The sequence below is a fragment of the Mycobacterium sp. SA01 genome (assembly GCF_041287105.1).
In the GTDB taxonomy this organism is placed as follows: Bacteria; Actinomycetota; Actinomycetes; order Mycobacteriales; family Mycobacteriaceae; genus Mycobacterium.
This window is the reverse complement of the sequence record NZ_JBGGNO010000014.1, coordinates 38,045-64,014: the sequence shown is the minus strand read 5'-3', so window position 1 is coordinate 64,014 and position 25,970 is coordinate 38,045. Positions and strand designations below refer to the sequence as shown.

The 25,970-nt window shown below is 68.9% G+C and carries 27 protein-coding genes; 22 read left to right on the top strand and 5 right to left on the bottom strand.

Annotated features, from left to right (window positions below):
- Window positions 1–16: 16 nt before the first annotated feature.
- Genes AB4879_RS04855 through AB4879_RS04840 form a run of 4 tightly spaced genes read left to right on the top strand, consistent with a single transcriptional unit; the run spans window position 17 to window position 3,412 of the window.
- Entirely contained in the window at window positions 17–766 is a 750-nt protein-coding gene (locus tag AB4879_RS04855; RefSeq protein ID WP_370506685.1) for an SDR family NAD(P)-dependent oxidoreductase, read from the top strand.
- Window positions 763–1,938, top strand: a complete 1,176-nt coding sequence (gene cbiE / locus AB4879_RS04850) for a precorrin-6y C5,15-methyltransferase (decarboxylating) subunit CbiE (protein WP_370506684.1) — start codon at window positions 763–765, stop codon at window positions 1,936–1,938. Before AB4879_RS04855 ends, cbiE begins: the two co-directional genes overlap by 4 nt.
- Window positions 1,935–2,690 carry a precorrin-4 C(11)-methyltransferase gene (gene cobM / locus AB4879_RS04845; protein WP_370506683.1) on the top strand — a complete coding sequence of 252 codons (756 nt, stop codon included), beginning with the start codon at window positions 1,935–1,937 and terminating at the stop codon, window positions 2,688–2,690. Before cbiE ends, cobM begins: the two co-directional genes overlap by 4 nt.
- Window positions 2,690–3,412: a cobalt-precorrin-6A reductase gene (locus AB4879_RS04840; RefSeq protein ID WP_370506682.1), complete on the top strand. Its 723-nt coding sequence runs from the start codon at window positions 2,690–2,692 to the stop codon at window positions 3,410–3,412. Before cobM ends, AB4879_RS04840 begins: the two co-directional genes overlap by 1 nt.
- Here AB4879_RS04840 and AB4879_RS04835 read toward each other — a convergent pair.
- From AB4879_RS04835 to cobG, 4 genes are all read right to left on the bottom strand, one after another.
- Window positions 3,409–4,752, bottom strand: coding sequence for an HNH endonuclease signature motif containing protein (locus AB4879_RS04835; protein WP_370506681.1), 1,344 nt, complete (start codon window positions 4,750–4,752; stop codon window positions 3,409–3,411). The two genes, AB4879_RS04840 and AB4879_RS04835, sit on opposite strands and share 4 nt — an antisense overlap.
- 74 nt (window positions 4,753–4,826) lie before the next feature.
- Window positions 4,827–6,287 carry a precorrin-2 C(20)-methyltransferase gene (locus AB4879_RS04830; protein ID WP_370506679.1) on the bottom strand — a complete coding sequence of 487 codons (1,461 nt, stop codon included), beginning with the start codon at window positions 6,285–6,287 and terminating at the stop codon, window positions 4,827–4,829.
- Entirely contained in the window at window positions 6,284–6,910 is a 627-nt protein-coding gene (locus AB4879_RS04825) for a precorrin-8X methylmutase (protein ID WP_370506678.1), read from the bottom strand. Before AB4879_RS04825 ends, AB4879_RS04830 begins: the two co-directional genes overlap by 4 nt.
- A 16-nt stretch (window positions 6,911–6,926) precedes the next feature.
- Window positions 6,927–8,048: a precorrin-3B synthase gene (cobG, locus tag AB4879_RS04820; RefSeq protein WP_370506677.1), complete on the bottom strand. Its 1,122-nt coding sequence runs from the start codon at window positions 8,046–8,048 to the stop codon at window positions 6,927–6,929.
- A gap of 30 nt (window positions 8,049–8,078) precedes the next feature.
- Here cobG and AB4879_RS04815 point away from each other — a divergent pair, with 30 nt between their 5' ends.
- The 15 genes from AB4879_RS04815 (at window position 8,079) to AB4879_RS04745 (ending at window position 23,419) form a co-directional block, all read left to right on the top strand.
- Complete coding sequence (locus AB4879_RS04815) at window positions 8,079–9,029, top strand: DUF4129 domain-containing protein (RefSeq protein WP_370506676.1); 951 nt, start codon at window positions 8,079–8,081, stop codon at window positions 9,027–9,029.
- Window positions 9,026–9,502: a hypothetical protein gene (locus AB4879_RS04810; RefSeq protein ID WP_370506675.1), complete on the top strand. Its 477-nt coding sequence runs from the start codon at window positions 9,026–9,028 to the stop codon at window positions 9,500–9,502. Before AB4879_RS04815 ends, AB4879_RS04810 begins: the two co-directional genes overlap by 4 nt.
- A complete protein-coding gene (locus AB4879_RS04805; RefSeq protein ID WP_370506674.1) occupies window positions 9,499–10,461 on the top strand; it encodes an AAA family ATPase in 963 nt (320 codons plus the stop codon). The genes AB4879_RS04810 and AB4879_RS04805 overlap by 4 nt, the downstream gene beginning before the upstream one ends.
- Entirely contained in the window at window positions 10,461–11,702 is a 1,242-nt protein-coding gene (locus tag AB4879_RS04800) for a DUF58 domain-containing protein (RefSeq protein WP_370506673.1), read from the top strand. The genes AB4879_RS04805 and AB4879_RS04800 overlap by 1 nt, the downstream gene beginning before the upstream one ends.
- Window positions 11,699–12,112, top strand: coding sequence for a hypothetical protein (locus AB4879_RS04795; RefSeq protein ID WP_370506672.1), 414 nt, complete (start codon window positions 11,699–11,701; stop codon window positions 12,110–12,112). The genes AB4879_RS04800 and AB4879_RS04795 overlap by 4 nt, the downstream gene beginning before the upstream one ends.
- 54 nt (window positions 12,113–12,166) lie before the next feature.
- Window positions 12,167–12,730 carry a peroxiredoxin-like family protein gene (locus tag AB4879_RS04790; protein ID WP_370506671.1) on the top strand — a complete coding sequence of 188 codons (564 nt, stop codon included), beginning with the start codon at window positions 12,167–12,169 and terminating at the stop codon, window positions 12,728–12,730.
- 20 nt (window positions 12,731–12,750) lie between these two features.
- A complete protein-coding gene (locus AB4879_RS04785; RefSeq protein ID WP_370506670.1) occupies window positions 12,751–13,371 on the top strand; it encodes a TetR/AcrR family transcriptional regulator in 621 nt (206 codons plus the stop codon).
- Between the two features lie 17 nt (window positions 13,372–13,388).
- A complete protein-coding gene (locus tag AB4879_RS04780) occupies window positions 13,389–14,306 on the top strand; it encodes a haloalkane dehalogenase (RefSeq protein ID WP_370506669.1) in 918 nt (305 codons plus the stop codon).
- 33 nt (window positions 14,307–14,339) lie between these two features.
- Window positions 14,340–17,942, top strand: coding sequence for a cobaltochelatase subunit CobN (gene cobN / locus AB4879_RS04775; RefSeq protein WP_370506668.1), 3,603 nt, complete (start codon window positions 14,340–14,342; stop codon window positions 17,940–17,942).
- A gap of 29 nt (window positions 17,943–17,971) precedes the next feature.
- Entirely contained in the window at window positions 17,972–18,355 is a 384-nt protein-coding gene (locus AB4879_RS04770; RefSeq protein WP_370506667.1) for a PPOX class F420-dependent oxidoreductase, read from the top strand.
- A 3-nt stretch (window positions 18,356–18,358) separates the two neighbouring features.
- Window positions 18,359–18,739, top strand: coding sequence for a PPOX class F420-dependent oxidoreductase (locus AB4879_RS04765; RefSeq protein WP_102807618.1), 381 nt, complete (start codon window positions 18,359–18,361; stop codon window positions 18,737–18,739).
- 71 nt (window positions 18,740–18,810) lie between these two features.
- Window positions 18,811–19,278 carry an FxsA family protein gene (locus AB4879_RS04760; protein ID WP_370506666.1) on the top strand — a complete coding sequence of 156 codons (468 nt, stop codon included), beginning with the start codon at window positions 18,811–18,813 and terminating at the stop codon, window positions 19,276–19,278.
- 43 nt (window positions 19,279–19,321) lie between these two features.
- The gene (locus AB4879_RS04755; protein ID WP_370506665.1) at window positions 19,322–20,920 is read left to right on the top strand and encodes an amidohydrolase; all 1,599 of its coding nucleotides are present in this window, start codon (window positions 19,322–19,324) and stop codon (window positions 20,918–20,920) included.
- Window positions 20,913–22,649, top strand: coding sequence for an apolipoprotein N-acyltransferase (gene lnt, locus AB4879_RS04750; protein ID WP_370506664.1), 1,737 nt, complete (start codon window positions 20,913–20,915; stop codon window positions 22,647–22,649). The genes AB4879_RS04755 and lnt overlap by 8 nt, the downstream gene beginning before the upstream one ends.
- A complete protein-coding gene (locus AB4879_RS04745; RefSeq protein WP_102807616.1) occupies window positions 22,646–23,419 on the top strand; it encodes a polyprenol monophosphomannose synthase in 774 nt (257 codons plus the stop codon). Before lnt ends, AB4879_RS04745 begins: the two co-directional genes overlap by 4 nt.
- Before the next feature lie 30 nt (window positions 23,420–23,449).
- Here the strand turns inward: AB4879_RS04745 and AB4879_RS04740 are convergent, their stop codons facing one another.
- On the bottom strand, window positions 23,450–23,788 hold the full coding sequence (locus tag AB4879_RS04740; protein ID WP_102807615.1) for an RNA polymerase-binding protein RbpA: 339 nt from the start codon (window positions 23,786–23,788) through the stop codon (window positions 23,450–23,452).
- A 143-nt stretch (window positions 23,789–23,931) separates the two neighbouring features.
- Between AB4879_RS04740 and AB4879_RS04735 the strand changes: the two genes are divergently transcribed.
- From AB4879_RS04735 to AB4879_RS04725, 3 genes are all read left to right on the top strand, one after another.
- Window positions 23,932–24,261, top strand: coding sequence for a hypothetical protein (locus AB4879_RS04735; protein WP_102807614.1), 330 nt, complete (start codon window positions 23,932–23,934; stop codon window positions 24,259–24,261).
- A 153-nt stretch (window positions 24,262–24,414) separates the two neighbouring features.
- Window positions 24,415–25,218: an ABC transporter permease gene (locus AB4879_RS04730; RefSeq protein ID WP_370506923.1), complete on the top strand. Its 804-nt coding sequence runs from the start codon at window positions 24,415–24,417 to the stop codon at window positions 25,216–25,218.
- Window positions 25,215–25,952 carry an ABC transporter ATP-binding protein gene (locus tag AB4879_RS04725; RefSeq protein ID WP_370506663.1) on the top strand — a complete coding sequence of 246 codons (738 nt, stop codon included), beginning with the start codon at window positions 25,215–25,217 and terminating at the stop codon, window positions 25,950–25,952. Before AB4879_RS04730 ends, AB4879_RS04725 begins: the two co-directional genes overlap by 4 nt.
- Window positions 25,953–25,970 lie beyond the last annotated feature (18 nt).

The window sequence follows — 25,970 nt, the reverse complement described above, 5'->3', positions numbered from 1 at the left end:
TGAATAATCTCGAGGTGTGAGTGACACGGGGGCCGGTCCGGTCGTGATCTTCGGCGGCCGCAGCGAGATCGGCGTCGAGCTCGCGCAGCGGTTGGCGCCCGGCGCCACCGTGGTGCTGGCGGCGCGGCGTGCCGAACAGCTGGAGGAGCAGGTCAGCGCGGTGCGCGCAGCCGGCGCCGTGGCGGTGCACACCGTCGAGTTCGACGCCGACAACGTCGCGGCCCATGGTCCGCTGCTGGAGCGTCTGGCGGCCGAGCACGGACCGATCGGCACGGCCGTCCTGGCGTTCGGGATCCTGGGCGATCAGGCCCGTGCCGAAGCCGACGCTGCGCACGCGGTGGCGGTGGTGCACACCGACTACGTGGCGCAGGTCAGCCTGCTGACGCACCTGGCCGCGGCGATGCGCACGGCAGGCCGGGGAGCGATCGTGGTGTTCTCGTCGATCGCCGGGGTGCGGGCTCGTCGCGCCAACTATGTCTACGGCTCGGCCAAGGCCGGACTGGACGCCTTCGCATCCGGGCTGTCCGACGCGCTGCACGGCAGCGGTGTGCAGCTGCTACTTGTCCGGCCGGGCTTCGTGATCGGCCGGATGACCGAGGGCATGGACCCCGCGCCGCTGTCCACCACGCCCGCCAAGGTGGCCGACGCGAGCGCCCGGGCACTGCGCGGCGGGCGTCGCGAGGTGTGGGTGCCGACACCACTTCGCCTGCTGGCGTTCGCGTTTCGGATGACGCCCCGCGCCGTGTGGCGGAGGATGCCCCGATGATCTTCGTGGTGGGGATCGGTGCGGACGGCATGGCCGGTCTGGCGCCGACATCCAGTGCCGAATTGCGCAGGGCCACCGTGATATTCGGAGCGAAACGTCAGTTGGATCTGTTGGACGAGTCGGTCATCGCCGAGCGGCGGGAATGGGGCAAGCCCTTCCTGGACGCGTTGTGCGCGGTCCGGGACTTCGACGGTGACGTGCATGTGGTGGCCAGTGGCGATCCGATGCTGCACGGTGTCGGGGCCTCGCTGATCCGGCTGTGCGAGGCCGACCGGGTGCGGGTGTTGCCGCATGTGTCGAGTGTGACCCTGGCCTGTGCCCGGCTCGGCTGGTCGGTTCAGGACACCGAGGTGATCAGCCTGATGCTGGACGTTCCGGCAGCGGCTGTGCGCCGAGGGGGCCGCGCGATCGTGCTGACCCGTGACGGTCAGGGCCCGGCGCAGCTGGCGCGCCTACTGACCGAAACCGGGCGGGGTCACTCGGAATTCACTGTCCTGGAGCAACTCGGCGGTCCCGGAGAACGTTGCCGCACCCGTACCGCGCGCGATTGGGCCGACGAACCGCCTGAGGGCGTCGACGATCTCAATGTCGTCGCGGTGCACTACCTGCCCGATGAGCGGCAGTCGTCCGTCCTTCCGGATGCTGCTTTCGCGCATGACGGGCAGATCACCAAGCAGGCGATGCGTGCGGTCACCATCGCCGCGCTGGCACCGCGGCCAGGTGAGTCGCTGTGGGATGTCGGATCCGGTTCGGGCAGTATCGCCATCGAGTGGTGCCGCAGCGGGCCGGGTTGTCGCGCAACGGCCTTCGAGCGCGTCGCCGAGCGTCGCGAACGAATCGAGGCCAACGTACGGGCGTTCGGTGTGCGAGTCGAGGTGACCTTCGACGCTCCCGAGATGTTCGACACAGTGCCGACGCCGGACGTGATCTTCATCGGTGGCGGGGTCAGCCAGCCGGGCTTGATGGATGAGTGCTGGAAATACCTGCCGGTCGGCGGGCGACTGGTCGCCAATGCCGTCACCGTCGAATCGGAAGCACTTCTCGCTCAGTGGCATTTGAAGGTGGGCGGCGAACTCCGGAAGTTTCAGCATTACACGGGCGAACCTGTCGGTGGCTTCACCGGCTGGCGACCGGCCATGCCCGTCACTCAGTGGGTGGTGACCAAGCAGTGACGGTGTACTTCATCGGTGCCGGTCCGGGTGCGGCCGACCTCATCACCGTGCGGGGGCAGCGGCTGCTGCAACAGTGCCCGGTCTGCCTCTACGCCGGCTCGATCATGCCCGACGATCTGCTGGCGCTGTGCCCCGCCGACGCCACAGTGGTCGACACCGGACCGCTGACGCTGGAGCAGATCATCGCCGAGTTGGCCGAAGCCGACGCTGCCGGGCTCGACGTGGCGCGGCTGCACTCCGGTGACCCGGCGATCTACAGCGCGCTGGCCGAACAGTGCCGTCACCTCGACGCGCTCGGTATCGGCTACGAAATCGTGCCCGGCGTACCGGCATTCGCCGCCGCAGCCGCGGCGCTCGGCCGAGAGCTCACCGTGCCCGGGGTGGCCCAGACCGTGACGCTGAGCCGGGTGTCCACCCTGTCGACCGCGATGCCGGAGGGTGAGGACCTGGTCACCCTCAGCAAGCCCGGAGCGACGCTGGTACTGCACCTGGCCGCACACCGGATCGACGCGATCGTGCCGGAACTGCTCGACGGTGGCTACCGCCCGGACACCCCGGTCGCTGTCGTCGCGTTCGCCAGCTGGCCGAAGGAGACGGTGCTGCGCGGCACGCTTGCCGACATCGCCGCCAAGATGCACGACGCGCAGATCACCAAGACCGCGGTGATCATCGTCGGGGATGTACTTGCCGCCGAGGGCTTCACCGACAGCTACCTGTACTCCTCGGGCCGCACTCGCGGCAGCAGGCATTGATGCGGATCCTGTTGCTGGGCGGTACCGGCGAGGCGCGGGCGCTGGCGGCTCGGCTGCACCCGGACTGCGACTTCGTCAGCTCGCTGGCCGGCCGGGTGCCGGATCCGGCGCTGCCGGTCGGCCCGGTCCGCATCGGCGGATTCGGCGGAGTGGACGGTCTACGACAGTGGCTGCGTGCCAACGACATCGGGGCCGTTGTCGACGCCACGCACCCGTTCGCCGCCACCATGACCGCGCACGCGGCACAAGCCTGCGCCGAACTGGGCGTGCCGTACCTGGTGCTGTCCCGCCCGGCGTGGGACCCGGCCGGCACGGTACAGGTGGCCTCCGACGTCGAAGCGGCTGATCACATTGCCGAACAAGGCTTTTCGCGGGTGTTCCTCACCACTGGCCGGTCCGGGGTGAGGCCGTTCACCGGCAGCGATGCGTGGTTCCTGATCCGGGTGGTGACACCGCCGGATGCCGAAGTGCTCCCGCGCAACCACGAGGTGGTGCTGTCGCGCGGGCCGTACGGCTACGACGACGAGTGCGCACTGCTGCGGGACAACCGGATCGACGTGCTGGTCACCAAGAACAGCGGGGGAGCGCTGACCGAGGCCAAACTCGCCGCCGCCAGAGACCTCGGCGTCACCGTGGTGATGATCGACCGGCCGCCGCTGCCCGCGGGTGTCACGGCTGTCGGCACCGTGGACGAGGCCGCAGCTTGGGTGGAGCGTCTCTAGCAGAGCAGCACTTCGGGGTGGTGATACAGGTTGATCCGCGTCTGACCTCGGTCGAGATGCGGCGGCGGAATCCATTCGGTTTTGTTGTCCCGTCTGCGTTTTCGGGTGGTCCAGCCGGTGGGTCCGGTGTGGACCATGCGGTTGTCACAGCCACAGGCCAGGGTGAGTTCGTTGATGTCGGTGTTGCCGCCGAGGGCAAAGTCGTGGACGGCATGATGGACTTGGCTGTGGTACGCGGGTGCGGTGCAGCCCGGTTTGGTGCACCCCCTCTCGATCGCGTAGAGGGCGAGGCGTTGCCCGGGACTGGCGGTTCGGCGGGTGCGCCCGTAATAGAGCTTGATCTCTCGTGGTGATTCGAACACGGTCAGATAAGGGTGCGCGCGGGCAGCCAACCGGATGACCGTCGACATGGGCAGATAGGTGCCGCCGCCGGTGTGGGCCAGCCCGGCGGCCGAGGTCAGCTGTTCCAGCGTGGTGGTGGCGACGATGGTGACCGGCAGGCCATTGTGTTGACCCAGCTGTCCAGACGAGAGCATCGCCATGCACACGGTCTTGAGTGCGTCATGGGTACGCTGGGCGCCCGATCGCATGTCACCGGTGATCTGTCGTTCGCTGGGTGTGCCGTCGACACAGGGTGTTTCGTCGTCGGGATTGCAGTAACCCGGGGCCGCGAGCTTCGCGTTGGTGGCGTCCAGAGCCGCTCGCAATTCCGGATCCGCCCAGCCGGAAATCCTGCTCATACCGTCGACTTGTTGTGGACCGACGACGATCCCGCGTTTGCGGGCCTGGTCGCGCTCGTCGTCGAGGATGCCGTCCTGGTTGATCATCGCCATCAGCTGGTGGGCGAGTTTGCGCAGTGCCTCCGGAGTGAGCCCGCCGGCCAGTCCGCCTAGTTGGGCTTCGGCGTGCTCGCGGGTTGCCCCGTCGACCGCTGCGGGTAAGTGATCCATGAAAGACCGGATCACTGATACGTGGTCGGCGCCTATCTCTCCCCGGCCTTGGGCGGCCGCGGTCGCAGGTAGAGCCGGTGGAAGTGCTTCTCCGGTTAGCGATTGTCGCGGTCCAAGTTCAGCGGCGTCACTCAGTCGGCGGGTGGCATCGGCGCTGCTGATGCCGAGGCGGTGTGTCAACACTGCGCGCCAGGACTTGGCGCCTATATCGACAGCCGAGGTCTGTGACTGGAGCTGGGTCAGGACGGTGTGTTCCATCGCGGGCAGTAGTCGGCGTAACCGCTCGACGCGTTCGAGCACGGCCAACAATTCGGGTGCTGGTATGTCCGTCGCCGATTGCGCCGCCGCCTTGTCCCAGGCGATTAGCACGTCGTCCAGCAGCTCCAGCACTCTTCGAACATTAGTTCGACGCTATGACGAATCTCGTCCGATTGTGACGGCTGTGGTCGATGAGCCTAAAGAAATTACTGAGGATAGCGCCGCGGCGTGAACACCGTGTCGCCGTACCACTGCGTCTGCGACGAGCCCACGATCAGCAGGCACCGCATGTCGACGTCGGCGGGGTCCAGATCGCCGAGCCGCACGACCTTCACCGACTCGTGCGGTCCGGCCACGTCGCGGCCGATCACCACGGGCGTGCCCGGTTCGCGGTGCTCCAACAGCAGATCCCGCATCGCCGCGACCTGCCAGGTGCGGCTCTTGGAGGCCGGGTTGTAGATCGCCAGCGCCAGGTCCGCCTCGGCGGCCGCCGAGAGCCGGGCGGCAATGATGTCCCACGGCTTGAGTCGGTCGGACAGCGAGATCACCGCGTAGTCATGCCCCAGCGGAGCACCGACCCGGCTGGCGACAGCCTGCGCGGCCGTCATCGCCGGGATGACCCGAACGGCGACGTTCGGCCACTGCTTGGCCTCTTCGAGCACCGCGGAGGCCATCGCGAAGACGCCGGGATCACCGGAGGACACCACCGCGACGGCATGTCCCCGCTCGGCCAGCTCGCACGCCAGGCGGGCCCGCGCCGGTTCGTCGGTGTTGTCGCTGGGGTGGCGCCGCTGCCCGGTGTGCGCCGGGACGCGATCCAGGTAGGGGCCGTAGCCGATCAGATCGGTGGCCGTCGCGAGCTCGTGCCGACTCTGCGGCGTCATCCAGTCGATGTCACCGGGGCCGAGACCCACCACGGTGACGCCGCCGGTGACCGGCTTGGCCCGCGCTCCGCCCGGCAAGATGGCCAGCGAGAAGTAGGGCACCGATTGGGCCTCGACCTCGCCGGCAGGCAGCACGCGTTGCGAGTCGGTGCTGGCCCGCTCGACGTAGAACGCCTCATCGAGGCGTCCTGCCATCGAAAGTGCTTCCCGCACTTGGGGATACGTCCGTCCCAGCTTCATCACCACCGCTGCGTCGGCGTCGGCGAGGCGGCGGGCGAGCTCACGCACCGGCATGGTGCCGGGCAGCACCGAGAGCACTTCGTCGCCGGTCACCAGGGGAGTGGCTATCGCCGCGGAGGCTGCGCTCACCGATGTCACGCCCGGGATGATCACCGCGCTGAACCGCTCGGTCAGCCGGGTGTGCATGTGCATGTACGAGCTGTAGAACAGTGGATCGCCCTCCGCGAGCAGCGCGACATCGCGCCCGGCGTCGAGGTGGGCGGCGATCCGCTCGGCCGCCTCGCGATAGAAGTCCTCCATCGCGCCGGCATAGCCGCCGGGGTGCTCGGTGGTCTCGGTGGTCACCGGGTAGACCAGGTGCTCTTCGAGCTGGCCGTCGCGCAGGTAGGGCTCGGCGATGCGCCGTGCGATGCTGCGGCCGTGCCGCGCGCTGTGATAGGCCACCACGTCGGCGGCGCCGATGATCCGGGCGGCCTTGACCGTCACCAGCTCCGGATCACCCGGGCCGAGGCCGACGCCGTAGAGAGTGCCCGTGCCGGTCATTCGCGCTCACTCGCGATCGCGTTCACCGCGGCGGCGGCCATCGCGCTGCCCCCGCGCCGGCCCTGCACCACCAGGTACTCCATGCCCCGCGGCCGGTCGATCAGCTCCTGCTTGGACTGCGCCGAGCCGACGAATCCGACCGGTCCGCCCAGCACCGACACCGGGGCGGGCACGCCGTCGTCGATGAGCTCCAGCAGCCGGAACAGCGCCGTCGGCGCATTCCCGATGGCGACGACGGCGCCGGCCATCCGGTCGGCCCACAGCTCGACACCGGCGGCCGAGCGGGTGTTTCCGGTGCGCTGGGCCAGCTCGGGCGCCCGCGGATCGGCCACCAGCGACACCACCTCGTTGCCCGCGGGCAGACGGGCCGCAGTGATCCCGGCCGCGACCATCGATGAGTCGCACAGGATCGGCGCCCCGGCCAATAGGGCGGCGTGCGTCGCGCTGACCACGCCCGGGCTGAACGCCACATGCTCGGCCACGTCGACCTGACCGCAGGTGTGGATCAACCGGACGACGACTCGCGCCACATCCCCGGGAAACGCGGTCAGATCGGCCTCGGCACGAATCGTCGCGAACGACTGCCGATAGATCTCGGCGGCGTCGCGAATGTAGTCGAGCACGCGATCACCCTACGGCCTACCGAGATGCGGGCCGGAACCCCTCCGACGTCGCCACGAACACCTGACCAGCCGGGGGACTGCCGCACGCCCGCTCGCATCCCACATAGTGAACGTGGCCGCTGCGCAGGCGCGCATCCTCGTCGAGCGCCACCCGGGTGGCCTCTGCGCGCACGTCGGCCCGCGACTTCTCACAGCCCGGGCTGCCCACGCAGGCGCTGACGTCCAGCCACGGCGAGTTCTCGTCGAAGACCAACCCCATCGGCGCCAGCACCCGCAACGCCGTGTCGGCCACTGGCTCGTCCAGGTCGCAGACCAGCACCGAGCGCCACGGCGTGATGATCACCGGCGCGTCGATCGCCGCGACGAACTCGGCCTGGCGGGATTGCAGAACACCGAGCGGGATCGCTGCGCCCAGCGCCACCCGGCCGTCGTCCTGCGCGATCCAGCCGACCGGCGGCCGTAACACGGGCGGATATTCGGCTCCGGGTGCCGCTGTCGTCGGGAAACCCGCCAACAGCGTCGACGGATCATCCAATTCGGCCACCCGCCAAGCGGTTCCGCGGATCTCGACGAACCGTCGCGCAATCGTGATCAACGCCGACACCACGTCACCCGGAGCCACCCGGACCCCGGTGTCGCGACCGGCCAGCAACAACGCGACACCGTCGGAGTGCACATGGACCCCGGCGTCGGCGGCGAATCCGGAGATGTCGCCGCGGCCGTCGTCGAGGCCGAACAGGAACCTTCCCGGCAACCGCGCCAACTCCGCGTCGGCCTGAATGGCGAGATCCAGCTCGATCACCCACGGCCGCACATCCGCCGCGCCGCCGACCCGGCCGGACAACGGCGAGGCGACGATATTGCGCACCCGTTCGTGCGTCGGCGAGGGCAACAGCCCGGCAGCGGCCGAGGCGTCGGCGACCGCCGCGGTATCCCGCACCCCGCGCAGTTGCAGATTGCCGCGTGCGGTGAGCTCCAGAGTGCCGTTGCCGAATTCGGCGGCGGTGTGCGCCAACGCTTCCAACTGCCGGGCGGCGATCATCCCCCCGGGCAGCCGCAGGCGGGCCAGCGCGCCGTCCGCCGCCTGGTGCACCTGCAGCGCACCGGGGCAGGCGTCGTCGTCACGCAAACGCTTCACCCATCCACCGTACGGGCGTATGTTCGGGCCATGGCGACGGCTGCCACACCGAGGGTGGTCGCACTGGTCGCGCTGATCCTGTTGCTCGGCCTCGCGTTGCGCGGGCACCTCCCGGACGCGCCGCGGTCGCCGCGGACCCCGCCGACCGGCGGAACCGGCAGCCTGCTCGCGCTGCTGACTCTGGTGCTGGCCTGTCTGCTGGTGATGATCGTCGCGTTCGTGGCGAAGCTGCGCGACCCGCAGCGCGCCACGCAGGCCGCGCGAACTCACGTACCCGGAGGCGGTGGCGGCATAGGTGTGCGACGGAGCTGGCGCTTCGTGCTGGTTATCGTCGCGGCGGTGCTGGCGTGGTTGATGGTGGCCGCGCTGTTCACTCAGCTGCGCCTCCCGCAACTGAGTGGAGGTCCACCGCCGGCGCCGCCCATCGCCACGCCCACCGGCACCGCACCGCCAACCCAGGCCGCCCCCCGGCCGCCACCGACACCCGAACCCGCCGCCGCCGACCCGCTCTTCTGGTATCTCCTGGCCGCTTTCGCGGCGCTTCTGCTCGTCACGCTGATCGGCGCGATCGTGCTCCGGGCGCGCGAACGACGTCGGGAGCCGGCGCCACCGCCACCTGACGACCGCCCCCGCGACGCGGTGCCGCCCGGACCCGGATCACTCGCGCTGGCCGCCGAGCGCGGTCTGGCCGAAGTCGGCGACCTCAGCCGTGAACCGCGGGAGGCCATCATCGCGTGTTATGCGGCAATGGAACACGCACTGGCCGGCGCCCCCGGCGTGGCCCCGCAGGAGTCGGACACCCCGTCCGAGGTGCTGGCCCGTGCCGTCGACCATCAGGCGATCCACGCCGGCAGCGCCACCGAACTGGTCACCCTGTTCGCCGAGGCCCGGTTCTCCACCCACGTGATGAACGAGGGACACCGCGAAACCGCCGAACGGGCGCTTCGCCTGGTCCTCGGCGAGCTGCGGAGCCCCGCGTGATCCGGCTGGTGGGAGGCGGCCTCCTGCTGGTCGTGGCAGCGGAAGTGCTGGCGATCGTCCTGAATGCCGGGCGGTGGATCATGCCGGTCGCAGGGCTCGCGGTAGCTGCATTTCTCATCGCCGCCCGGCTGACTGTCGTTGCGGCACAAGGCCGGTCGGTACCCGAACTGCCGTCGGACGACCCGGCGGAGGCATTGTGGCGCTGGCGGTCGCGCACCGAGTCGACAGTTCAGTGGGCGGATGCCACCCGGGAAGACTGGGACCGGCATCTGCGGCCGAAGCTGGCCCGCGAGTTCGTGCTCGCCACCCGCCAGCGGGATCCCGTGGCCCTACAGGCGACCGGGCGCATCGTGTTCGGCGACGAGCTGTGGCCGTGGGTTGATCCGAACAACGTCGAGCGAACCCGGAGCCGTGAACCCGGACCGGGGTACGCCACCCTCGAGGAGATCCTGCGACGGATGGAAAACCTATGACCATGCCCGCTCCGGCGATGACGGCGTACTGCGAAGCGGTGCTCGACGAGATCGAGCGTGCGGTGGTCGGAAAGCGGGCCGCCCTCACACTGATTCTGACCACGGTGCTCGCGGGCGGGCACGTGCTGATCGAGGACCTGCCCGGTATGGGCAAGACACTGATCGCCCGGTCCTTCGCCGCGGCCCTCGGCCTGCGGTTCACCCGCGTGCAGTTCACCCCGGACCTGCTGCCCGCCGACCTGTTGGGGTCGACGATCTACGACATGCAGTCGGGCCGCTTCGAATTCCGGCCCGGCCCGATCTTCACCAACCTGCTGATGGCCGACGAGATCAACCGCACGCCACCCAAGACGCAGGCTGCGCTGCTGGAGGCGATGGCCGAACGTCAGGTCAGCATCGACGGCCAAACCCACCGGCTGCCGGCCCCTTTCATCGTGCTGGCCACCGACAACCCGATCGAATACGAGGGCACCTACCCGCTGCCGGAGGCGCAGCTGGATCGGTTCGCGGTCAAGGTGGCGCTGAAGTATCTGTCCGAGGCCGAGGAGGCGTCGATGCTGCGCCGCCGGCTGGACCGGGGCTCGGCCGAGGCGACGGTCAACCAGGTGGTGGACGCCGAAAATCTGCTGGCCATGCGGGAATTGGTGGAGCAGGTGTCGGTGCACGACGATGTTCTGCACTATGTGGTGTCGCTGGCGACGGCCACCCGCAGCCATCCGCAGGTGGCGGTCGGCGCCAGCCCGCGTGCCGAACTCGACCTCGTCCAACTGGCCCGGGCCCGGGCCCTGGTATCGGGCCGCGACTACGTGATCCCCGAGGATGTCAAGGCGCTGGCGGTCCCCGCGATTGCCCATCGGATCAGCCTGCGACCGGAGATGTGGGTTCGTAGCGTGCACGGATCCGACGTCGTCGAACAACTCCTGCGACGCCTGCCGGTTCCCCGCGCCGGCGCACGATGATGGACGGCCCCCGTTCGGTCGACGCTGTATTGCGTTGGCGCGCATCTAAATTGACGGTGACACTGATGACGTGCGTCGGGGTGGGGCTGGTCGCGGCGGTGATTGCGTCGCGCTGGCAGCTGATCGCTTTCGTGGCGCCGATGCTGGGGGTGCTCGCCTCGATCAGTTGGCAGCACAGACCTGTGTCGGTCTCGGTGTCGGGCTACCCGGCGCTGACCCGGTGCTTCGAGAACGAGCCGGTGCAGCTGCGCGCCGAACTGGCGGAGAACAGCGCGAACGCGACACTGGAACTGGGGACGGTGGCCGGCCTGGACATCGAGATCGTCACCGCCGACGCCAGGGGCGCCACGGTGTCCGCGACGGCGGGGAGGTGGGGCCACTACCCCCTGCGCGCCCGGGTCCGGCTCGACGCGGCCGGTGGACTGCTGACCGGCACCGCCACCGTCGACGCCGCCGACCTGTTCGTCTTCCCGGTGGCGCCCCCGCAACCGACCGGGATTCCGCGAACCGAACTGCCCGACCGGTTGGGCACCCACCTGACCCGCCACATCGGGCCGGGCGTCGAGTTCGCCGAGATTCGCCCCTACCTGCCGGGGGATCAGCTCCGCACCGTCAACTGGGCGGTCAGTGCCCGCCGCGGCAGCCTGCACGTCACCGAACGGCTGACCGACCGGGCCGCCGATGTGGTGGTGCTCGTCGACATGAGTGCACAGCCCGCGGGCCCGGCCACCGCCGTCACCGAACGGGCGTTGCGCGGCGCGACACAGGCGGTGCAGACCGCGCTGCGCAACGGCGACCGTGCCGGCATCGTCGGCCTCGGGGGGCGCCGGCCACGGTGGCTCGGTGCCGATATCGGCCGGCGACAGTTCTACCGGGTGCTCGACGCGGCGCTCGGTGTGGGCAGCGAATACCAGCAGACCGCAGGTACTTTGGCGCCGCGGGCCGCGGTCCCGCCGGGCGCCGTCGTGGTGGCGTTCTCGACGCTGCTCGACACCCAGTTCGCGCTGGCACTGATCGACCTGTGCAAACGGGGACACACCGTGGTGGCGGTCGACGTGCTGGAAGGCTGGCCCTTCGCCGACGACGACCAGCCGCTTCTGCAGCGAATGTGGGCGTTGCAGCGTTCGTCGATGTACCGGGACATGAGGGTCATCGGCGTCGATGTGGTGCCGTGGCCGGCTGACGTGGCGCTCGACCAGGCGATGAGCCTGGTGCCCGATCGTGGCCGGCGGTCGTCATGACGGTGCGGCGGCTGGTGGCGGCATCGTTCGCAGTCGCGATGACGGCGGCGACGGCGGTCGGTGCCGATACCCGCTGGCTCGCTGCGGCGGCGGTGGCGTTGATCGCCATCGTCGTCGGTCTGTTCGTGCGTGCCGCGGCGACGGTGGCCGTTCTGGCGGCAACGGCCTCGATCGTGCTGACTGAACCGCACCCGATGCTGGCCGCGACGTCGGGGGTGTGCGCGGCAGCGTATCTGGTGTTGACCTACGCCACCCTGACCCGGATCACGGCGATCGGGATCGCCGGCTTCGCCGCGGCCGGCGCCCTGGCTGCCGCGGTGCCCGTCGACCTGCCGTGGTTGCCGCTGCTTGCTCCGGTGGCCGTGGTCGCCGTGGTCGGTCTTGCATTGAGCCCGTTCTCGGTGGACTGACCCCGACGTCAAACTGGACTTGACAGTACAGTTTCTGGAGTCGACTCTGTAGTGATGGTGCTCGCTCGGGTCAACCCCGGAGATTGCGTCGAAGCTGATGAATTGCGCACCGTCAACGGCGGCATCGTGGTCGTGCCTGATCCAGATCTGCTGGTGCACCTCCAGTTTCGGCGTTTCGCCGGCTGCCCGATCTGCAACGTTCACCTTCAGTCGGTGGTCAAGCGTCATGCCGAGATCACGGCAAGCGGAATCCGCGAGGTGGTGCTGTTCCACTCCACGCCCGAGGAGCTCGCCACCTACGTGGATGATCTGCCCTTCGACCTCGTCGCCGACCCGGAACGCCGGCTCTACCGGAGGTTCGGCGTGGAGACCTCGATCCGAGCGATAGCCGATCCGCGCTCGCTGGTGCCGGTCGTCAAGGGCCTGATGGACCGGTCCCTGGCCGGGAAGTTGAGGCTGAAGGACGGGATGCATCGGGCCAACGGGGGTCATCTCGGTCTGCCCGCCGATATCCTGATCGACACCAACGGCACCGTCATCGACGCCAAATACGGCGCGCACGCCGGCGATCAATGGTCCGTCGACGAACTGCTTCACCACGCCAAGGCGCGGCGCTGACTGGCGGACGCGCCACGCCGGTGCCGCTGACCGCGCGGGGCCGGCGGACACGCGCAGCGATTCTGGACGCCGCGGCGCTGCTGATCTACCAACGAGGTGTCCGCGCTACCAGTCTCGACGACGTGCTCGCGGTCGCGGGTTGCGGAAAGTCCCAGCTTTACCACTACTTCGAGGACAAGGCTGAGCTGGTCGGTGCCGTCATCGACCGACAGCTGGAGATCGTTCTCGCAGCCCAGCCCGGGTTGACGCACATCGATTCCTGGGCCACGTTGAACGCCTGGATGGCCGGCATCGTGGCGATGCACTCGGCTCCCGGTGGCCCGTTCGCGTGTCCGCTGGGCAAGTTGGCCGCCGAGTTGATGGACGACGAGGCCTTTCGGCCGCGCGTCGACGCGGCCTTCGACCGATGGGTGGGTCTGCTCGCCGACGGGCTGCGCACGATGCAGGAACGCGGCGCATTAAGAGCCGATGCCGAACCGGATCGACTGGCCGCCAACGTTATTGCAGCACTTCAGGGCGGCATGCTGGTCGGCCGGGTGCGGGGGGACATCACCCCGATGCACGACGCCGTCGACGTCGCTCGGATGCAGCTTCGGCAGTGGTGTCCCGCCACCGTCGACCGTGAACCACCAACCCGCTGAGGTACAGGAGCACACCAATGGATGTATTGCGCACCCCCGACGAGCGATTCGCCGCGTTGCCGGACTTTCCGTTCGAACCGCGCTACGTCGAGGTCGACTCCGGTGATGGCGGCACGCTACGGATGCACTATCTCGACGAGGGGCCGTCCGACGGCGAGGTGGTGCTGTTGCTGCACGGCGAGCCGTCCTGGAGCTACCTGTACCGGCGGATGATCCCCGTGCTCGTCGATGCCGGACTGCGAGCGGTGGCGATCGACCTGGTCGGGTTCGGGCGCAGCGACAAGCCCACCAGCCGAGACGATTACAGCTATCAGGCACACGTGGATTGGATGTGGGCGGCGATCGAGCAGATCGGTCTCGCCGACGTCACGCTGGTATGTCAGGACTGGGGTGGGCTGATCGGGCTGCGACTCGTGGGCGAGCATCCGGATCGGTTCGCCCGGGTGGTGGCCGCCAACACGATGCTGCCGACAGGTGATCATCACCCCGGTGAGGCGTTCCTGGCCTGGCAGAAGTTCAGCCAAGAGGTGCCGATGTTCCCGGCCGGGCAGATCGTCAACGGCGGGTCGGTTTCGGAGCTGTCGGCCGAGACGATCGCGGCCTACGATGCACCATTCCCCGACGACAGCTATCAAGCCGGGGCCAGGCAGTTTCCCATGCTCGTGCCGACCAGCCCGGACGACCCGGCGGCCCCGGCCAACCGGGCGGCGTGGGCCGCCCTGGGTCGGTTCGAAAAGCCATTTCTGTCAGCATTTTCCGATTCCGATCCGATCACCGGCGCTGCCGAGCCGGTGCTGCGGGAGCACGTTCCTGGCGCACGTGGGCAATCACACGTGACGATCGTTGGAGCAGGCCACTTCCTGCAGGAGGACAAGGGGCCGGAACTGGCCGAGGCCGTCGTCGCGTTCGTGCACGCCAACCCACGATCCGAATAGGGGCAGCGGGCGCCCGTACGGTACGAATGGTGGGTGCCTCCCACCGTGTTGTTGCTGTCGACGTCGGACACCGACCTGATCACCGCGCGCGCCAGCGGAGCTCATTTCCTCCTGCGCAACCCGGCGCGACTGATCGACGGCGAGCTCACCGAGCTCCTCGCCGACGCCGACGCCGTGGTGATACGGATTCTCGGCGGCTACCGGGCCTGGCAGGACGGTATCGACGCGGTGGTGGCCAGTGGACGACCGACCGTCGTCGTCAGCGGCGAACAGGCCCCCGACGCGGATCTGATGGAGCGCTCCACGGTGCCCGCGGGCATCGCCATGCAAACCCACATCTATCTGGCACAGGGCGGGGTGGAGAACCTCCGGCAGCTGCACGCCTTCCTGTCCGACACCCTGCTGATGACCGGATTCGGCTTCAGCCCGCCGTCGGCCACCCCGGCCTGGGGTGTGCTGGAGCCGCGCTGCGAGGGGTGCGACGGCTGCGGGCTGGAGCGCGGGACCGACCCCCGGCCCACGATCGCGGTGCTGTTCTACCGGGCTCAGCAGCTGGCCGGCAACACCGACTACATCCGCGCCATGTGCACCGCGATCAGGGCGGCCGGTGGTCGCCCGCTGCCGGTGTACTGCACCTCGCTGCGCACGCCCGAACCCGAACTACTCGAGCTGCTCGGCACGGCCGACGCGATGGTCGTCACCGTGCTGGCCGCCGGCGGTGCCCAGCCCGCCACCGCCGGGGCAGGCCACGACGACGAGAACTGGAACGTCAAACACCTTGCTGCCCTTGATGTCCCGATCCTGCAAGGACTGTGCCTGACCAGTTCGCGGGCCACCTGGTCCGACAACGACGACGGCCTGAGCCCGCTGGACGTCGCCACCCAGGTCGCGGTGCCCGAATTCGACGGCCGAATCATCACGGTCCCGTTCTCGTTCAAGGAGATCGACGAAGACGGCCTGATCTCCTATGTGCCGGACCCGGAGCGGTGCGCGCGGGTGGCCGGCCTGGCCGTCAACTACGCCACCCTGCGCCGGGTCGCGCCTGCCGACAAACGGTTGGCCCTGGTGTTCTCGGCGTATCCGACCAAGCATTCCCGGATCGGCAACGCGGTCGGTCTGGACACCCCGGCCAGCGCTGTCGCGCTGCTGCATGCCCTGCGCGACGCGGGGTACCAGATCGGCGACATCCCCGGCGTCGAGGCATCCGACGGCGACGCGCTGATGCACGCACTCATCGAACGCGGCGGCCAGGACCCGGACTGGCTGACCGACGGTCAGCTGGCGGGCAATCCGATTCGTATCCCGGCCGCCCAGTACCGGGAGTGGTTCGCCGCCTTGCCCGCTGAGCTCACCGACGCGATGGTCGCCCACTGGGGGCCGCCGCCCGGCGAGCTGTTCGTCGACCGCAGTCGCGACCCGGATGGCGAAATCGTGGTCGCCGCAATCCAATCCGGCAACATCCTGATCCTCGTGCAGCCGCCGCGGGGATTCGGGGAGAACCCGGTCGCGATCTACCACGATCCCGACCTGCCGCCCAGCCACCACTACCTGGCCACCTACCTGTGGGTGCGGCACGGTTTCGGCGCGCACGCCGCCGTGCACCTGGGCAAGCACGGAAACCTGGAATGGCTGCCCGGCAAGACGGTCGGCATGTCGGCGTCCTGCGGGCCGGACGCGGCGCTCGGCGACCTACCGCTGATCTACCCGTTCCTGGTCAACGACCCGGGGGAGGGCACCCAGGCCAAGCGCCGAGCCCACGCCACCCTGGTCGACCACTTGATCCCGCCGATGGCGCGCGCCGAAAGCTACGGCGACATCGCCCGCCTGGAACAACTGCTCGACGAGCACGCCAACATCGCCGCACTCGACCCGGGCAAGCTGCCGGCGATCCGCCAGCAGATCTGGACACTGATGCGCGCGGCGAAGATGGATCACGATCTGGGACTGGCCGAACGGCCCGAGGACGATTCGTTCGACGACATGCTGCTGCACGTCGACGGCTGGCTCTGCGAGATCAAGGACGTCCAGATCCGCGACGGGCTGCACATCCTCGGCGTCGCACCGGCCGATGAGGCCCAACTCGATTTGGTGCTGGCCATCCTGCGTGCCCGGCAGCTGTTCGGCGGTGAGCAACACCTGCCGGGTCTGCGTCAGGCCCTCGGGCTGGCCGAGGACGGCAGCGCTGATCGCACCGAGGTCGACGAGGCCGAGAAGCAGGCCCGCGCGCTGTTGGCCGGTCTGCAGGCCACCGGCTGGGACGCCGACCGGGTCGCGGAGCTGACCGACGATGACGGTGTCGCGGCAATCCTGCGGTTCGCGGCCACCGAAGTGGTGCCGCGGCTGGCCGGAACGGCCCGTGAGATCACGCAGGTGCTGCGCGCACTGGACGGCCGCTTCATCCCGGCGGGCCCGTCGGGCTCGCCACTGCGCGGCCTGGTCAACGTGCTGCCCACCGGGCGCAACTTCTACTCCGTGGACCCCAAGGCCGTGCCGTCGCGACTGGCGTGGGAAACCGGAGTCGCCATGGCGGATTCGTTGCTCGAGCGCTACCGCACCGATCACGGTGAGTGGCCGGCGTCGGTCGGTCTGTCGGTGTGGGGCACCTCGGCCATGCGCACCTCGGGCGACGATATCGCCGAAGTGCTTGCGCTGCTCGGTGTCCGGCCGGTGTGGGACGACGCATCCCGGCGCGTGGTCGACCTGGAGGCCATCTCGCTGGCCGAACTGGGCCGGCCGCGGATCGACGTGACCGTCCGGATCTCCGGATTCTTCCGCGATGCCTTCCCACATGTCGTGACGATGCTCGACGACGCGGTACGGCTGGTGGCCGGTCTCGACGAGCCGGCCGAGCAGAACTTCGTCCGCGCCCACGCTCAGGTCGACCTCGCCGAGCACGGTGATGAAAGGCGAGCCACCACAAGAATTTTCGGGTCCAAACCGGGAACCTACGGGGCCGGTCTGCTGCAACTCATCGACAGCCGCAACTGGCGTGACGATGCGGACCTGGCGGAGGTGTATACCGCGTGGGGCGGGTTCGCCTACGGCCGTGAACTCGACGGCAGGCCGGCGGCGCAGGACATGTCCGCCCAGTACCGGCGAATCGTGGTGGCCGCCAAGAACACCGACTCGCGTGAACACGACATCGCCGACTCCGACGACTATTTCCAGTACCACGGCGGCATGGTGGCGACGGTGCGGGCGTTGACCGGCACGGCCCCGGCCGCCTACATCGGCGACAACACCCGGCCGGACGCGGTGCGGACCCGCACCCTGTCGGAGGAGACCACCCGGGTGTTCCGGGCGCGGGTGGTCAACCCGCGGTGGATGGCCGCGATGCGCAGGCACGGCTACAAGGGCGCTTTCGAGATGGCCGCCACGGTCGACTACCTGTTCGGATACGACGCCACCGCGGGCGTGATGGCCGACTGGATGTACGAGCAGCTCACCGAGTCCTACGTGCTGGATCCGGAGAACCGCAAGTTCATGAACGAATCCAATCCCTGGGCGTTGCACGGCATGTCGGAGCGGCTGCTCGAGGCAGTCGGGCGCGGCATGTGGGAGAACCCGGATCCGGCGACGCTGGACGGGCTGCGCCAGGTGCTCCTGGAGACCGAGGGCGATCTCGAGGCACGCTAGGTTCGGCCGGGCACCAGTAGATTGGTCGGATGGCTCCCAGCTTCGGCGACGTGATCACGTCCCAGTACGTCTCCCTGACCACCTTCACCAAGGACGGCAGGCCCAAGCCGACACCGATCTGGATCGCTCCGGACGGCGACCGCGCTCTGGTGATCACCGGCAAGGACTCCTGGAAGGTCAAACGAATTCGGAACACCCCGCGGGTGACCCTGGCCGTCTGTGACCGCAGCGGCAACGTCAAGGGCGAAGCGGTGGAGGCGGTCGCGAGCATTCTCGACGACTCCCAGCAGATCCAGCGGGTGTACGACGCGATCGGCAACCGGTACGGGCTGCTCGGCAAGGTGTTCAACTTCTTCTCCAAGCTGCGCGGCGGCGCCACGCGCAACGTCGGCCTGGAACTGCGGGCCGCCTGACCGATGGCACCCACCTTCCACGACGTCGCGCAGGCGAAATACCTGCTGCTCACCACGTTCACCAAGGACGGCACCCCTAAGCCGACGGCCATCTGGGGCGTCCCCGACGGTGACCGTCTGCTGGTCATCACCGACCGGGTGTCGTGGAAGGTGAAGCGGATCCGCAACACCCCGCGGGTGACCATCGCCGAGTGCCACGTGCTCGGCAAGCCGAAGGGGCCGGCCGTCGAGGCCACGGCGCGGGTGCTGCCGGATTCGGAGACCCGCGATGTCTACAACAAGGTGCTGCGCCGCTACTGGCAGCACTCATGGTGGTTCTATCTGCACAGCGTGGTTCGCGGCGGCATCGACAAGGTGCACGTCGCGCTCGAGATCACCGCGTAACCGAACTCTCAGGCTGCTATCAGCGGCAACCGGAACCCGGCCGGTACCCGAGTCGTTGCCAGTACATGGTGATGCGGACGTTCTTCCTCTACGCCGTGGTCGAGCTGGCGGTCCTGGCCGCCCTGACCTGGTCGGTCGGCATCGGCTGGACGCTACTGATCCTGCTGGCGACCTCGGTGATCGGTGTCGCGCTGGCCGGCTCGCAGGTCAAAAAGCAGATCCTCAAACTCCAGCGCACCCGGACCGACCCGCAGGGCGCGGTCGCCGACAGCATGCTCGTCGCGCTCGGCACCGTCCTGATGTTCATTCCCGGTATCGTCTCCACCGCGGTCGGCGCGCTGATGCTGCTGCCCCCCACTCGTCGCGTGGTGCGCCCGGTGGCCGGCATGCTGCTCACCCGCGGTATCGCCCGCCGGGTCAGCGTCATCAACCTGACGGCGCCCGGCTACTCGGGCCGCGGCGAGTACATCGACGGCGAGATCGTCGAGGAACAGGTTCCCGGACCGGTCCACGACGCCAACATCGTCCGCCGGTACTGACCCGTTGCGTCTGTCCCGCAGCTGCGGGGGAGACTGACTGACCGTGACCACACTGCTGCTGGGCGGGCGCATCCACAGCCCGACGCACCCGGATGCCACCGCCATGGCGGTGCGCGACGGCGTCGTCGCCTGGCTGGGCAGCGACGAGGTCGGCCGATCCCAGTTCGCGGACGCGAAGATGATCGACCTCGACGGCGCATTCGTCGCACCCGCCTTCGTCGACAGCCACATCCATGTCACGTCGACCGGTCTGCTGATGACGGGGCTGGACCTCACCGGTGCGACGTCCACACAGCACTGCCTGTCCCTGGTCGCCGAGCACGTCGCCGCCCACCCTGGTCAGCCGGTCTGGGCACACGGCTGGGACGACACCGGCTGGGCCCGTGACCAGGCACCCAGCACCGAGGAGCTCGACGCCGTCGTCGGCGCACTCCCGGCCTACCTGGCCCGCATCGACGTGCACTCGGCCGTGGCCTCGACCGGGTTGCGTGAGCTGGTGCCCGGCCTGCCCGCGGTCGCCGGATATCACCCACAGCGGCCGCTGTCGGCGGACGCTCACCACCTGGTCCGTTCCGAGGCGCGCCGCCTGCTGACCGTCCGTCAGCGTGCCGACGCCCGGCGGGCCGCGCTCGACGCGGTGGCAGCCGCGGGCATCGTCGCCGTCCACGAGTGCGCCGGACCCCAGATCGGCGGAGCCGACGACTGGCAGGAGTTGCGCGCGACCGAACACGGTGTCGAGGTGGTGGGCTACTGGGGTGAGGCGGTGTCCAGCGCCGCGCAGGCGACCGCCCTGATGGACACGACCGGCGCGCAGGGGCTGGCCGGCGACCTGTTCGTCGACGGCGCCCTGGGCTCGCACACCGCGTGGCTGTGCGGTCCGTACGCCGACGCCCCGGACAGCACCGGCAACTGCTACCTCGAACCCGAGGTCATCGCCGACCATCTGTTCGCCTGCACCGAGGCCGGCGTGGCGGCGGGATTCCACGTCATCGGCGACGCCGCGGTGACCGCGGTGGTCGACGCGCTGACCCGGCTCGTCGACCGGTTCGGGGCGCCCGCCGTCGCCCGCTGTGGGCACCGGCTCGAGCACCTGGAGATGGTGAACGCCGAGCAGGCGGCCGTCCTGGGCCGCAGCGGGGTGACGGCCAGCATGCAGCCCAATTTCGACGCTCTGTGGGGTGGTTCCGATGGGATGTACGCCCGCCGCCTCGGTATCGGCAGAGCAGCCGCGCTCAACCCGCTCTCGCTACTAGCATCGGCAGGCGTGCCCTTGGCGTTCGGCTCAGATGCCCCGGTGACCAGCATCGATCCCTGGTCGACGGTGCGCGCGGCCAGCAATCACCAGACCGACGGCAGCTCGATTTCGGTACGTGCGGCGTTCGCCGCCGCCACGCGCGGCGCCTGGCGGGCCGGCGGGGTGCGCGACGGAGTCAGTGGAACCCTGGTCCCGGGTGCGCCCGCGTCGTACGCGGTGTGGGAGCTCGGCGCCGGCGGCCTGGACGTGGCCGCTCCGGCCGATGGTGTGCAGCGCTGGTCCACCGATCCGCGCTCACGGGTGCCCGCGCTGCCGCGGTTGGCGCCCGGTGATCCGCTGCCGCGCTGCCGTCACACCGTGCACCGGGGTGTCGCGCTACATGGCTAGCCGACTGCTGAACTGGATCCGCACCGCGCTGCCGCCACGGATGTTCCGGCTCCTCGTCGCGGTGACCGCCGGGCTGCTGTTGTGCATCAGCTTCCCGCCGATCGGCTGGTGGTGGTCGGCGGTGGTGAGCTTCGCGCTGCTGAGCTGGGTGCTGACCCACCCCAAGACCACGCCGGCCGGTGGCCTCGGTTACGGCTTGCTGTTCGGGCTGGCGTTCTACATTCCGCTGATCCCGTGGATCAGTGGGCTGGTCGGCCCGGTGCCGTGGCTGGCGCTGTCCGCCATGGAAGCCCTTTTCCCGGCCATCTTCGGGCTGCTGGCCGTGGTGGTGCGCCGGGTCCCCGGCTGGCCGCTGTGGCTCGCGGTGTTGTGGACCGCCCAGGAGTGGCTCAAATCGACCGTGCCGTTCGGTGGGTTCCCTTGGGGCGTAGTCGGTTTCGGCCAAACGAACGGACCGTTCCTGGCGCTGGTGCAGCTCGGCGGGGTGCCGTTGTTGTCGTTCGGGATCGCACTGATGGGCACCTCGCTGGCGGCGCTGGTGCTCGAGATCGCACGCTGGTGGCAGCAGAGCAGCGCGGCCAAAACGGCCGGGCACGTGTTGCTGCCCGCGGTGCTGATGCCCGGGCTGTGCATCACCGCGGTATTGCTCACCACCGCGGTTGCCGCCCCGCAGGTGCGCCGCGCCGCCGGGGGCGCAGGCAATGAGCCGACGGTCACGGTGGCCGCCGTCCAGGGCAACGTCCCACGGCTGGGGCTGGATTTCAACAGCCAGCGGCGCGCGGTCCTGGACAACCACGTCCGCCAGACCGTGCAGCTGGCCGACGACGTGCGCGCAGGCCGGGCGCCCCAACCTCAGTTCGTGATCTGGCCGGAGAACTCGTCGGATATCGACCCGATGACCAACGCCGACGCAGCCCAGCAGATCAGCGTTGCTGCGCAGGCGATCGGCGCGCCGATCCTGGTCGGTGCCGTCGTCGCGCGCCCGGACTGGACCCCGCAGAATCCGTACGCCTCGAACACCGTCGTCGTCTGGGATCCGGTCACCGGGCCGGGAGAGCGCCACGACAAGCAGATCATCCAGCCGTTCGGTGAGTACCTGCCCTGGCGGGGCTTCTTCCGGCACCTCTCGTCGTTCGCCGACCGGGCCGGCTACTTCGTGCCAGGCAACGGTTCGGGCGTCGTGCACGCCGCCGGTGTGCCGGTCGGCGTCGCAACCTGCTGGGAGGTCATCTTCGACCGTGCGCTGCGCGAGTCCGTGCGCAACGGCGCTCAGCTACTGGCCGTTCCGACCAACAACGCCACGTTCGACCAGAACATGAGCGAACAGCTGCTGGCATTCGCCCGGGCCAGGGCCGTCGAACACGACCGATACGTGGTGGTCGCCGGGACCGTCGGCATCAGTGCGGTGATCGCCCCGGACGGCGCGGAAATCGCCCGCACCCAGTTCTTCACGCCGGGGTATCTGGACCTGACGATGCGACTCAAGACCAGCCAAACCCTCGCCACGCGGTGGGGGCCGCTGGTGCAATGGGTGCTGGTCGGAGCTGCCATTTCGGTCGTGATCGGGGCCATGCTGCACAATGGTTGGTTCATGCGTCCGTTACGCCGCAGGCGGCGGGAACGGGACGCAGGCAGCATGTCCGGGGGCGAAGACGACGGCGAGAACACGCCGGAGCAGGGCGATTCAACCGCCGCCCTGGCCGGGCAGCACGACAAAGGAGAGTCATGACCGACCGGGGAAACACGGGCGCCGTGCGGCCCAGCCAGCGCACCCTGGTGATCATTCCGACGTTCAACGAGCTGGAGAACCTGCCGCTGATCGTGGGCCGGGTGCACAAGGCCTGTCCTGAGGTGCACGTGCTGATCGTCGACGACGGCAGCCCCGACGGGACGGGCGAGCTCGCCGACGAACTCGCGCTGGCCGACACCGACCGGGTTCACGTGATGCATCGCAACGCCAAGGACGGCCTCGGCGCGGCGTACCTCGCAGGGTTCGCCTGGGGCCTGAGCCGCCAGTACAACGTGCTGGTGGAGATGGACGCCGACGGCAGCCACGCGCCCGAACAGCTCTACCGGCTGCTCGACGCCATCGACAACGGCGCCGACCTGGCGATCGGGTCGCGCTACGTACAGGGCGGCACAGTGCGCAACTGGCCGTACCGGCGGCTGGTGCTGTCCAAGACGGCCAACACCTACTCCCGCGTGCTGCTCGGCGTCGGCATCCACGACATCACCGCGGGCTACCGCGCCTACCGGCGTGAAGTGCTGGAGAAGATCGACCTGTCCGCGGTCGATTCCAAGGGCTACTGCTTCCAGATCGACCTGACCTGGCGCACGATCAACAACGGTTTCACCGTCACCGAGGTGCCGATCACGTTCCGCGAGCGCGAACTCGGGGTGTCGAAGATGAGCGGCTCGAACATCCGCGAAGCAATGCTCAAGGTCGCCCAGTGGGGCCTCGGCGGCCGCCTGGACCGCGCCCGCGGTGTCGTCAGGTAGGGCGGTGTCGCCGGATCAGTAGGCGAGCGATCAGCTGCCGCGGCGCTTCGACTTGATCAGATCCAGACGCTCCTTGAGCAGCTCCTCGAGCTCCTCGACCGAGCGGCGCTCCAGCAGCATGTCCCAGTGGGTGCGCGGCGGCTTGACCTTCTTGGGCTCGGGCAGGTCACCGTCGATGAGGGTGCCCTCGAGGCCGTTCTTGCAGGGCCAGGTGCCGGGGATCTCGGCGTCGTCGGCGAACGGAACCTCGAATTCCTCGCCGTTCTCGGTGCGGTACCGCGCAATCTGACGCGGCGCCAGGTCGTGGTTGCGGTCCGTCTCGTAGCTCACGGCTCCGAGGCGACTGCCTCTCAGGACACGATCAGCCATCGTCAACTCTCCTCACAGTGCAAATAAAAGGGCCGGGGCCCTTTGAAGTCCGGGTAGTTAACGCAAGACCACTGCATACGGTTCCCGACTCGACCCCCCATGATACCGGGATCACTTCGCGATGCCGTCTACAGTCACATGACGTGACGCGTCGTTCCCGCTCCCAGCCGTGTCGGTGGTGTGGACGTGAGGTGGCCGACGTCGGGATGGGCCGGCGCAGGCAGTACTGCCGCCAGTCCTGCCGGCAGCGCGCCTACGAGCAGCGCGCATTGGTCAAGGGCAGCGCCATCCCCGAAGATGCCGTGGTGCTCTCAGCCGACGAGGCCGCCGAATTGTCCGATCGGGTGTTCCAGGTGCGGTGCGCGGCCGAAGACGTCGCGACCGCGGTCGACGAGGGTGCGGCCGCAGCCGAGTTGCGGGAATTGTGCGATGCGCTGGTTCGGGCCGCCAAGGCCGCCGACGGCTGGCGCTGACTCCGCGGATCTTTTCGTCACCACGAATCAAACCCTTAACCGATCGGGTGGGGGTTTTTAGGGTCGATGGACGCGTCGAGTTCGTTTGTTGTCGCGTGCCCATAGTCAGCCACCCACGTGTCATCGGGGGACCCAATCGTGACCACATCAGCCGTGCAGGCTTCCGCGCCGGTTCTGCCGGCCGGTTCACGCACGCCGCCACGCCGCCGCCGGCGTACGTGGGCGATCGCCCGGTGGGCGTCGCCGGTGATCCTGCTGGCGTTGTGGCAGGTGGGCAGCGCGTTGGGCATCATCTCTCAAGAGGTGTTGCCCGCACCGTCGCTGATCGCCGAGGCCGGGCTGGAACTGATCCGCAATGGTCAACTCGCCGACGCGTTGCGGGTTTCCGGCGCTCGCGTCGCGCAGGGCCTGCTCCTTGGTGGGATCGTCGGCATCGGGCTGGGGAGCGCAGTCGGGTTGTCCCGCTGGGCCGAGGCGACGGTCGACCCGCCCATGCAGATGTTGCGCGCGCTGCCACACCTCGGTCTGATCCCGCTGTTCATCCTGTGGTTTGGTATCGGCGAACTTCCCAAGGTTCTCCTGGTCGCGCTCGGCGTCAGTTTCCCGCTATACCTCAACACCTTCTCGGCGATCCGACAGGTGGACCCGAAACTATTCGAAACTGCTGAGGTGCTTGGCTTTTCGTTTCGCCAGCGGTTCGCCAACATCATTGCGCCCAGCGCCGCGCCACAGGTACTGGTGGGCCTGCGGCAATCACTGGCGATCGCATGGCTGACGTTGATCGTCGCCGAACAGATCAACGCCGACAAAGGCATCGGCTACCTGATCAACAACGCACGTGACTTCCTGCGCATCGACATCATCATTTTCGGTCTGATCGTCTATGCGCTGCTGGGTATCACGACTGATGCGATCGTGCGTTCACTCGAGCGCCGCGCCCTGAGGTATCGGTCATGACCGTGACCTACGATCGCCAGACCGGGGTGGCCGGATCGCTGCGGCACATCGACAAGTGGTACGGCGAACAGCATGTGCTCAAGGATGTTTCGGTCGCGGTCGGCGCGGGCCAGATCGTCGCATTGGTGGGGCGCAGTGGATCCGGCAAATCCACCGTTCTGCGTGTGCTGGCCGGCTTGTCCCGGGACCATACCGGTGAGCGCATCGTCAGCGGAGCGCCGGCGCTGGCGTTCCAGGAGCCGAGGCTGTTTCCCTGGCGCACGGTGCGCACCAACGTCGGATACGGGCTGACCCGATTCCGGCTTCCTCGCGCCGAGGTGGCGGCTCGGGCCGACCAGGCACTGGCCGATGTCGGCCTGGCCGATCGCGCGGGTGCGTGGCCGTTGACACTGTCCGGTGGTCAGGCCCAACGGGTTTCGCTGGCCAGGGCTCTGGTCGCCGAGCCGCAGTTACTTCTGCTGGACGAACCGTTCGGCGCCCTGGATGCGCTCACGCGGCTCAGCATGCACTCCTTGTTGTTGCAGCTGTGGCGGCGCCACCAGTTCGGGGTGCTGTTGGTGACCCACGACGTCAACGAGGCTGTCGCGCTGGCGGATCAGGTGCTGGTCTTGGACGACGGTGAAGTGAAGTTCCAGACGGCCATCACCGACCCGAGGCTGACTACTGGCAGCTCGTCGACCGCCAATGACAATCACCGTGCCGAATTGCTCTGGCAACTCGGTGTCCAGATCTGACAGGAGCTAGCTTGCCTC

What these genes read in the sequence shown, in the direction of transcription:
- AB4879_RS04765 (WP_102807618.1), top strand. Translation starts at nt 18,359, where the DNA reads ATGGCACCCACCTTCCACGACGTCGCGCAGGCGAAATACCTGCTGCTC.
- lnt (WP_370506664.1), top strand. Translation starts at nt 20,913, where the DNA reads ATGGCTAGCCGACTGCTGAACTGGATCCGCACCGCGCTGCCGCCACGG.
- AB4879_RS04780 (WP_370506669.1), top strand. Translation starts at nt 13,389, where the DNA reads ATGGATGTATTGCGCACCCCCGACGAGCGATTCGCCGCGTTGCCGGAC.
- AB4879_RS04790 (WP_370506671.1), top strand. Translation starts at nt 12,167, where the DNA reads ATGGTGCTCGCTCGGGTCAACCCCGGAGATTGCGTCGAAGCTGATGAA.
- AB4879_RS04795 (WP_370506672.1), top strand. Translation starts at nt 11,699, where the DNA reads ATGACGGTGCGGCGGCTGGTGGCGGCATCGTTCGCAGTCGCGATGACG.
- AB4879_RS04840 (WP_370506682.1), top strand. Translation starts at nt 2,690, where the DNA reads ATGCGGATCCTGTTGCTGGGCGGTACCGGCGAGGCGCGGGCGCTGGCG.
- AB4879_RS04740 (WP_102807615.1), bottom strand. Translation starts at nt 23,788, where the DNA reads ATGGCTGATCGTGTCCTGAGAGGCAGTCGCCTCGGAGCCGTGAGCTAC.
- AB4879_RS04745 (WP_102807616.1), top strand. Translation starts at nt 22,646, where the DNA reads ATGACCGACCGGGGAAACACGGGCGCCGTGCGGCCCAGCCAGCGCACC.
- AB4879_RS04800 (WP_370506673.1), top strand. Translation starts at nt 10,461, where the DNA reads ATGGACGGCCCCCGTTCGGTCGACGCTGTATTGCGTTGGCGCGCATCT.
- AB4879_RS04760 (WP_370506666.1), top strand. Translation starts at nt 18,811, where the DNA reads ATGCGGACGTTCTTCCTCTACGCCGTGGTCGAGCTGGCGGTCCTGGCC.
- AB4879_RS04815 (WP_370506676.1), top strand. Translation starts at nt 8,079, where the DNA reads ATGGCGACGGCTGCCACACCGAGGGTGGTCGCACTGGTCGCGCTGATC.
- cbiE (WP_370506684.1), top strand. Translation starts at nt 763, where the DNA reads ATGATCTTCGTGGTGGGGATCGGTGCGGACGGCATGGCCGGTCTGGCG.
- AB4879_RS04725 (WP_370506663.1), top strand. Translation starts at nt 25,215, where the DNA reads ATGACCGTGACCTACGATCGCCAGACCGGGGTGGCCGGATCGCTGCGG.
- AB4879_RS04770 (WP_370506667.1), top strand. Translation starts at nt 17,972, where the DNA reads ATGGCTCCCAGCTTCGGCGACGTGATCACGTCCCAGTACGTCTCCCTG.
- AB4879_RS04805 (WP_370506674.1), top strand. Translation starts at nt 9,499, where the DNA reads ATGACCATGCCCGCTCCGGCGATGACGGCGTACTGCGAAGCGGTGCTC.
- AB4879_RS04830 (WP_370506679.1), bottom strand. Translation starts at nt 6,287, where the DNA reads ATGACCGGCACGGGCACTCTCTACGGCGTCGGCCTCGGCCCGGGTGAT.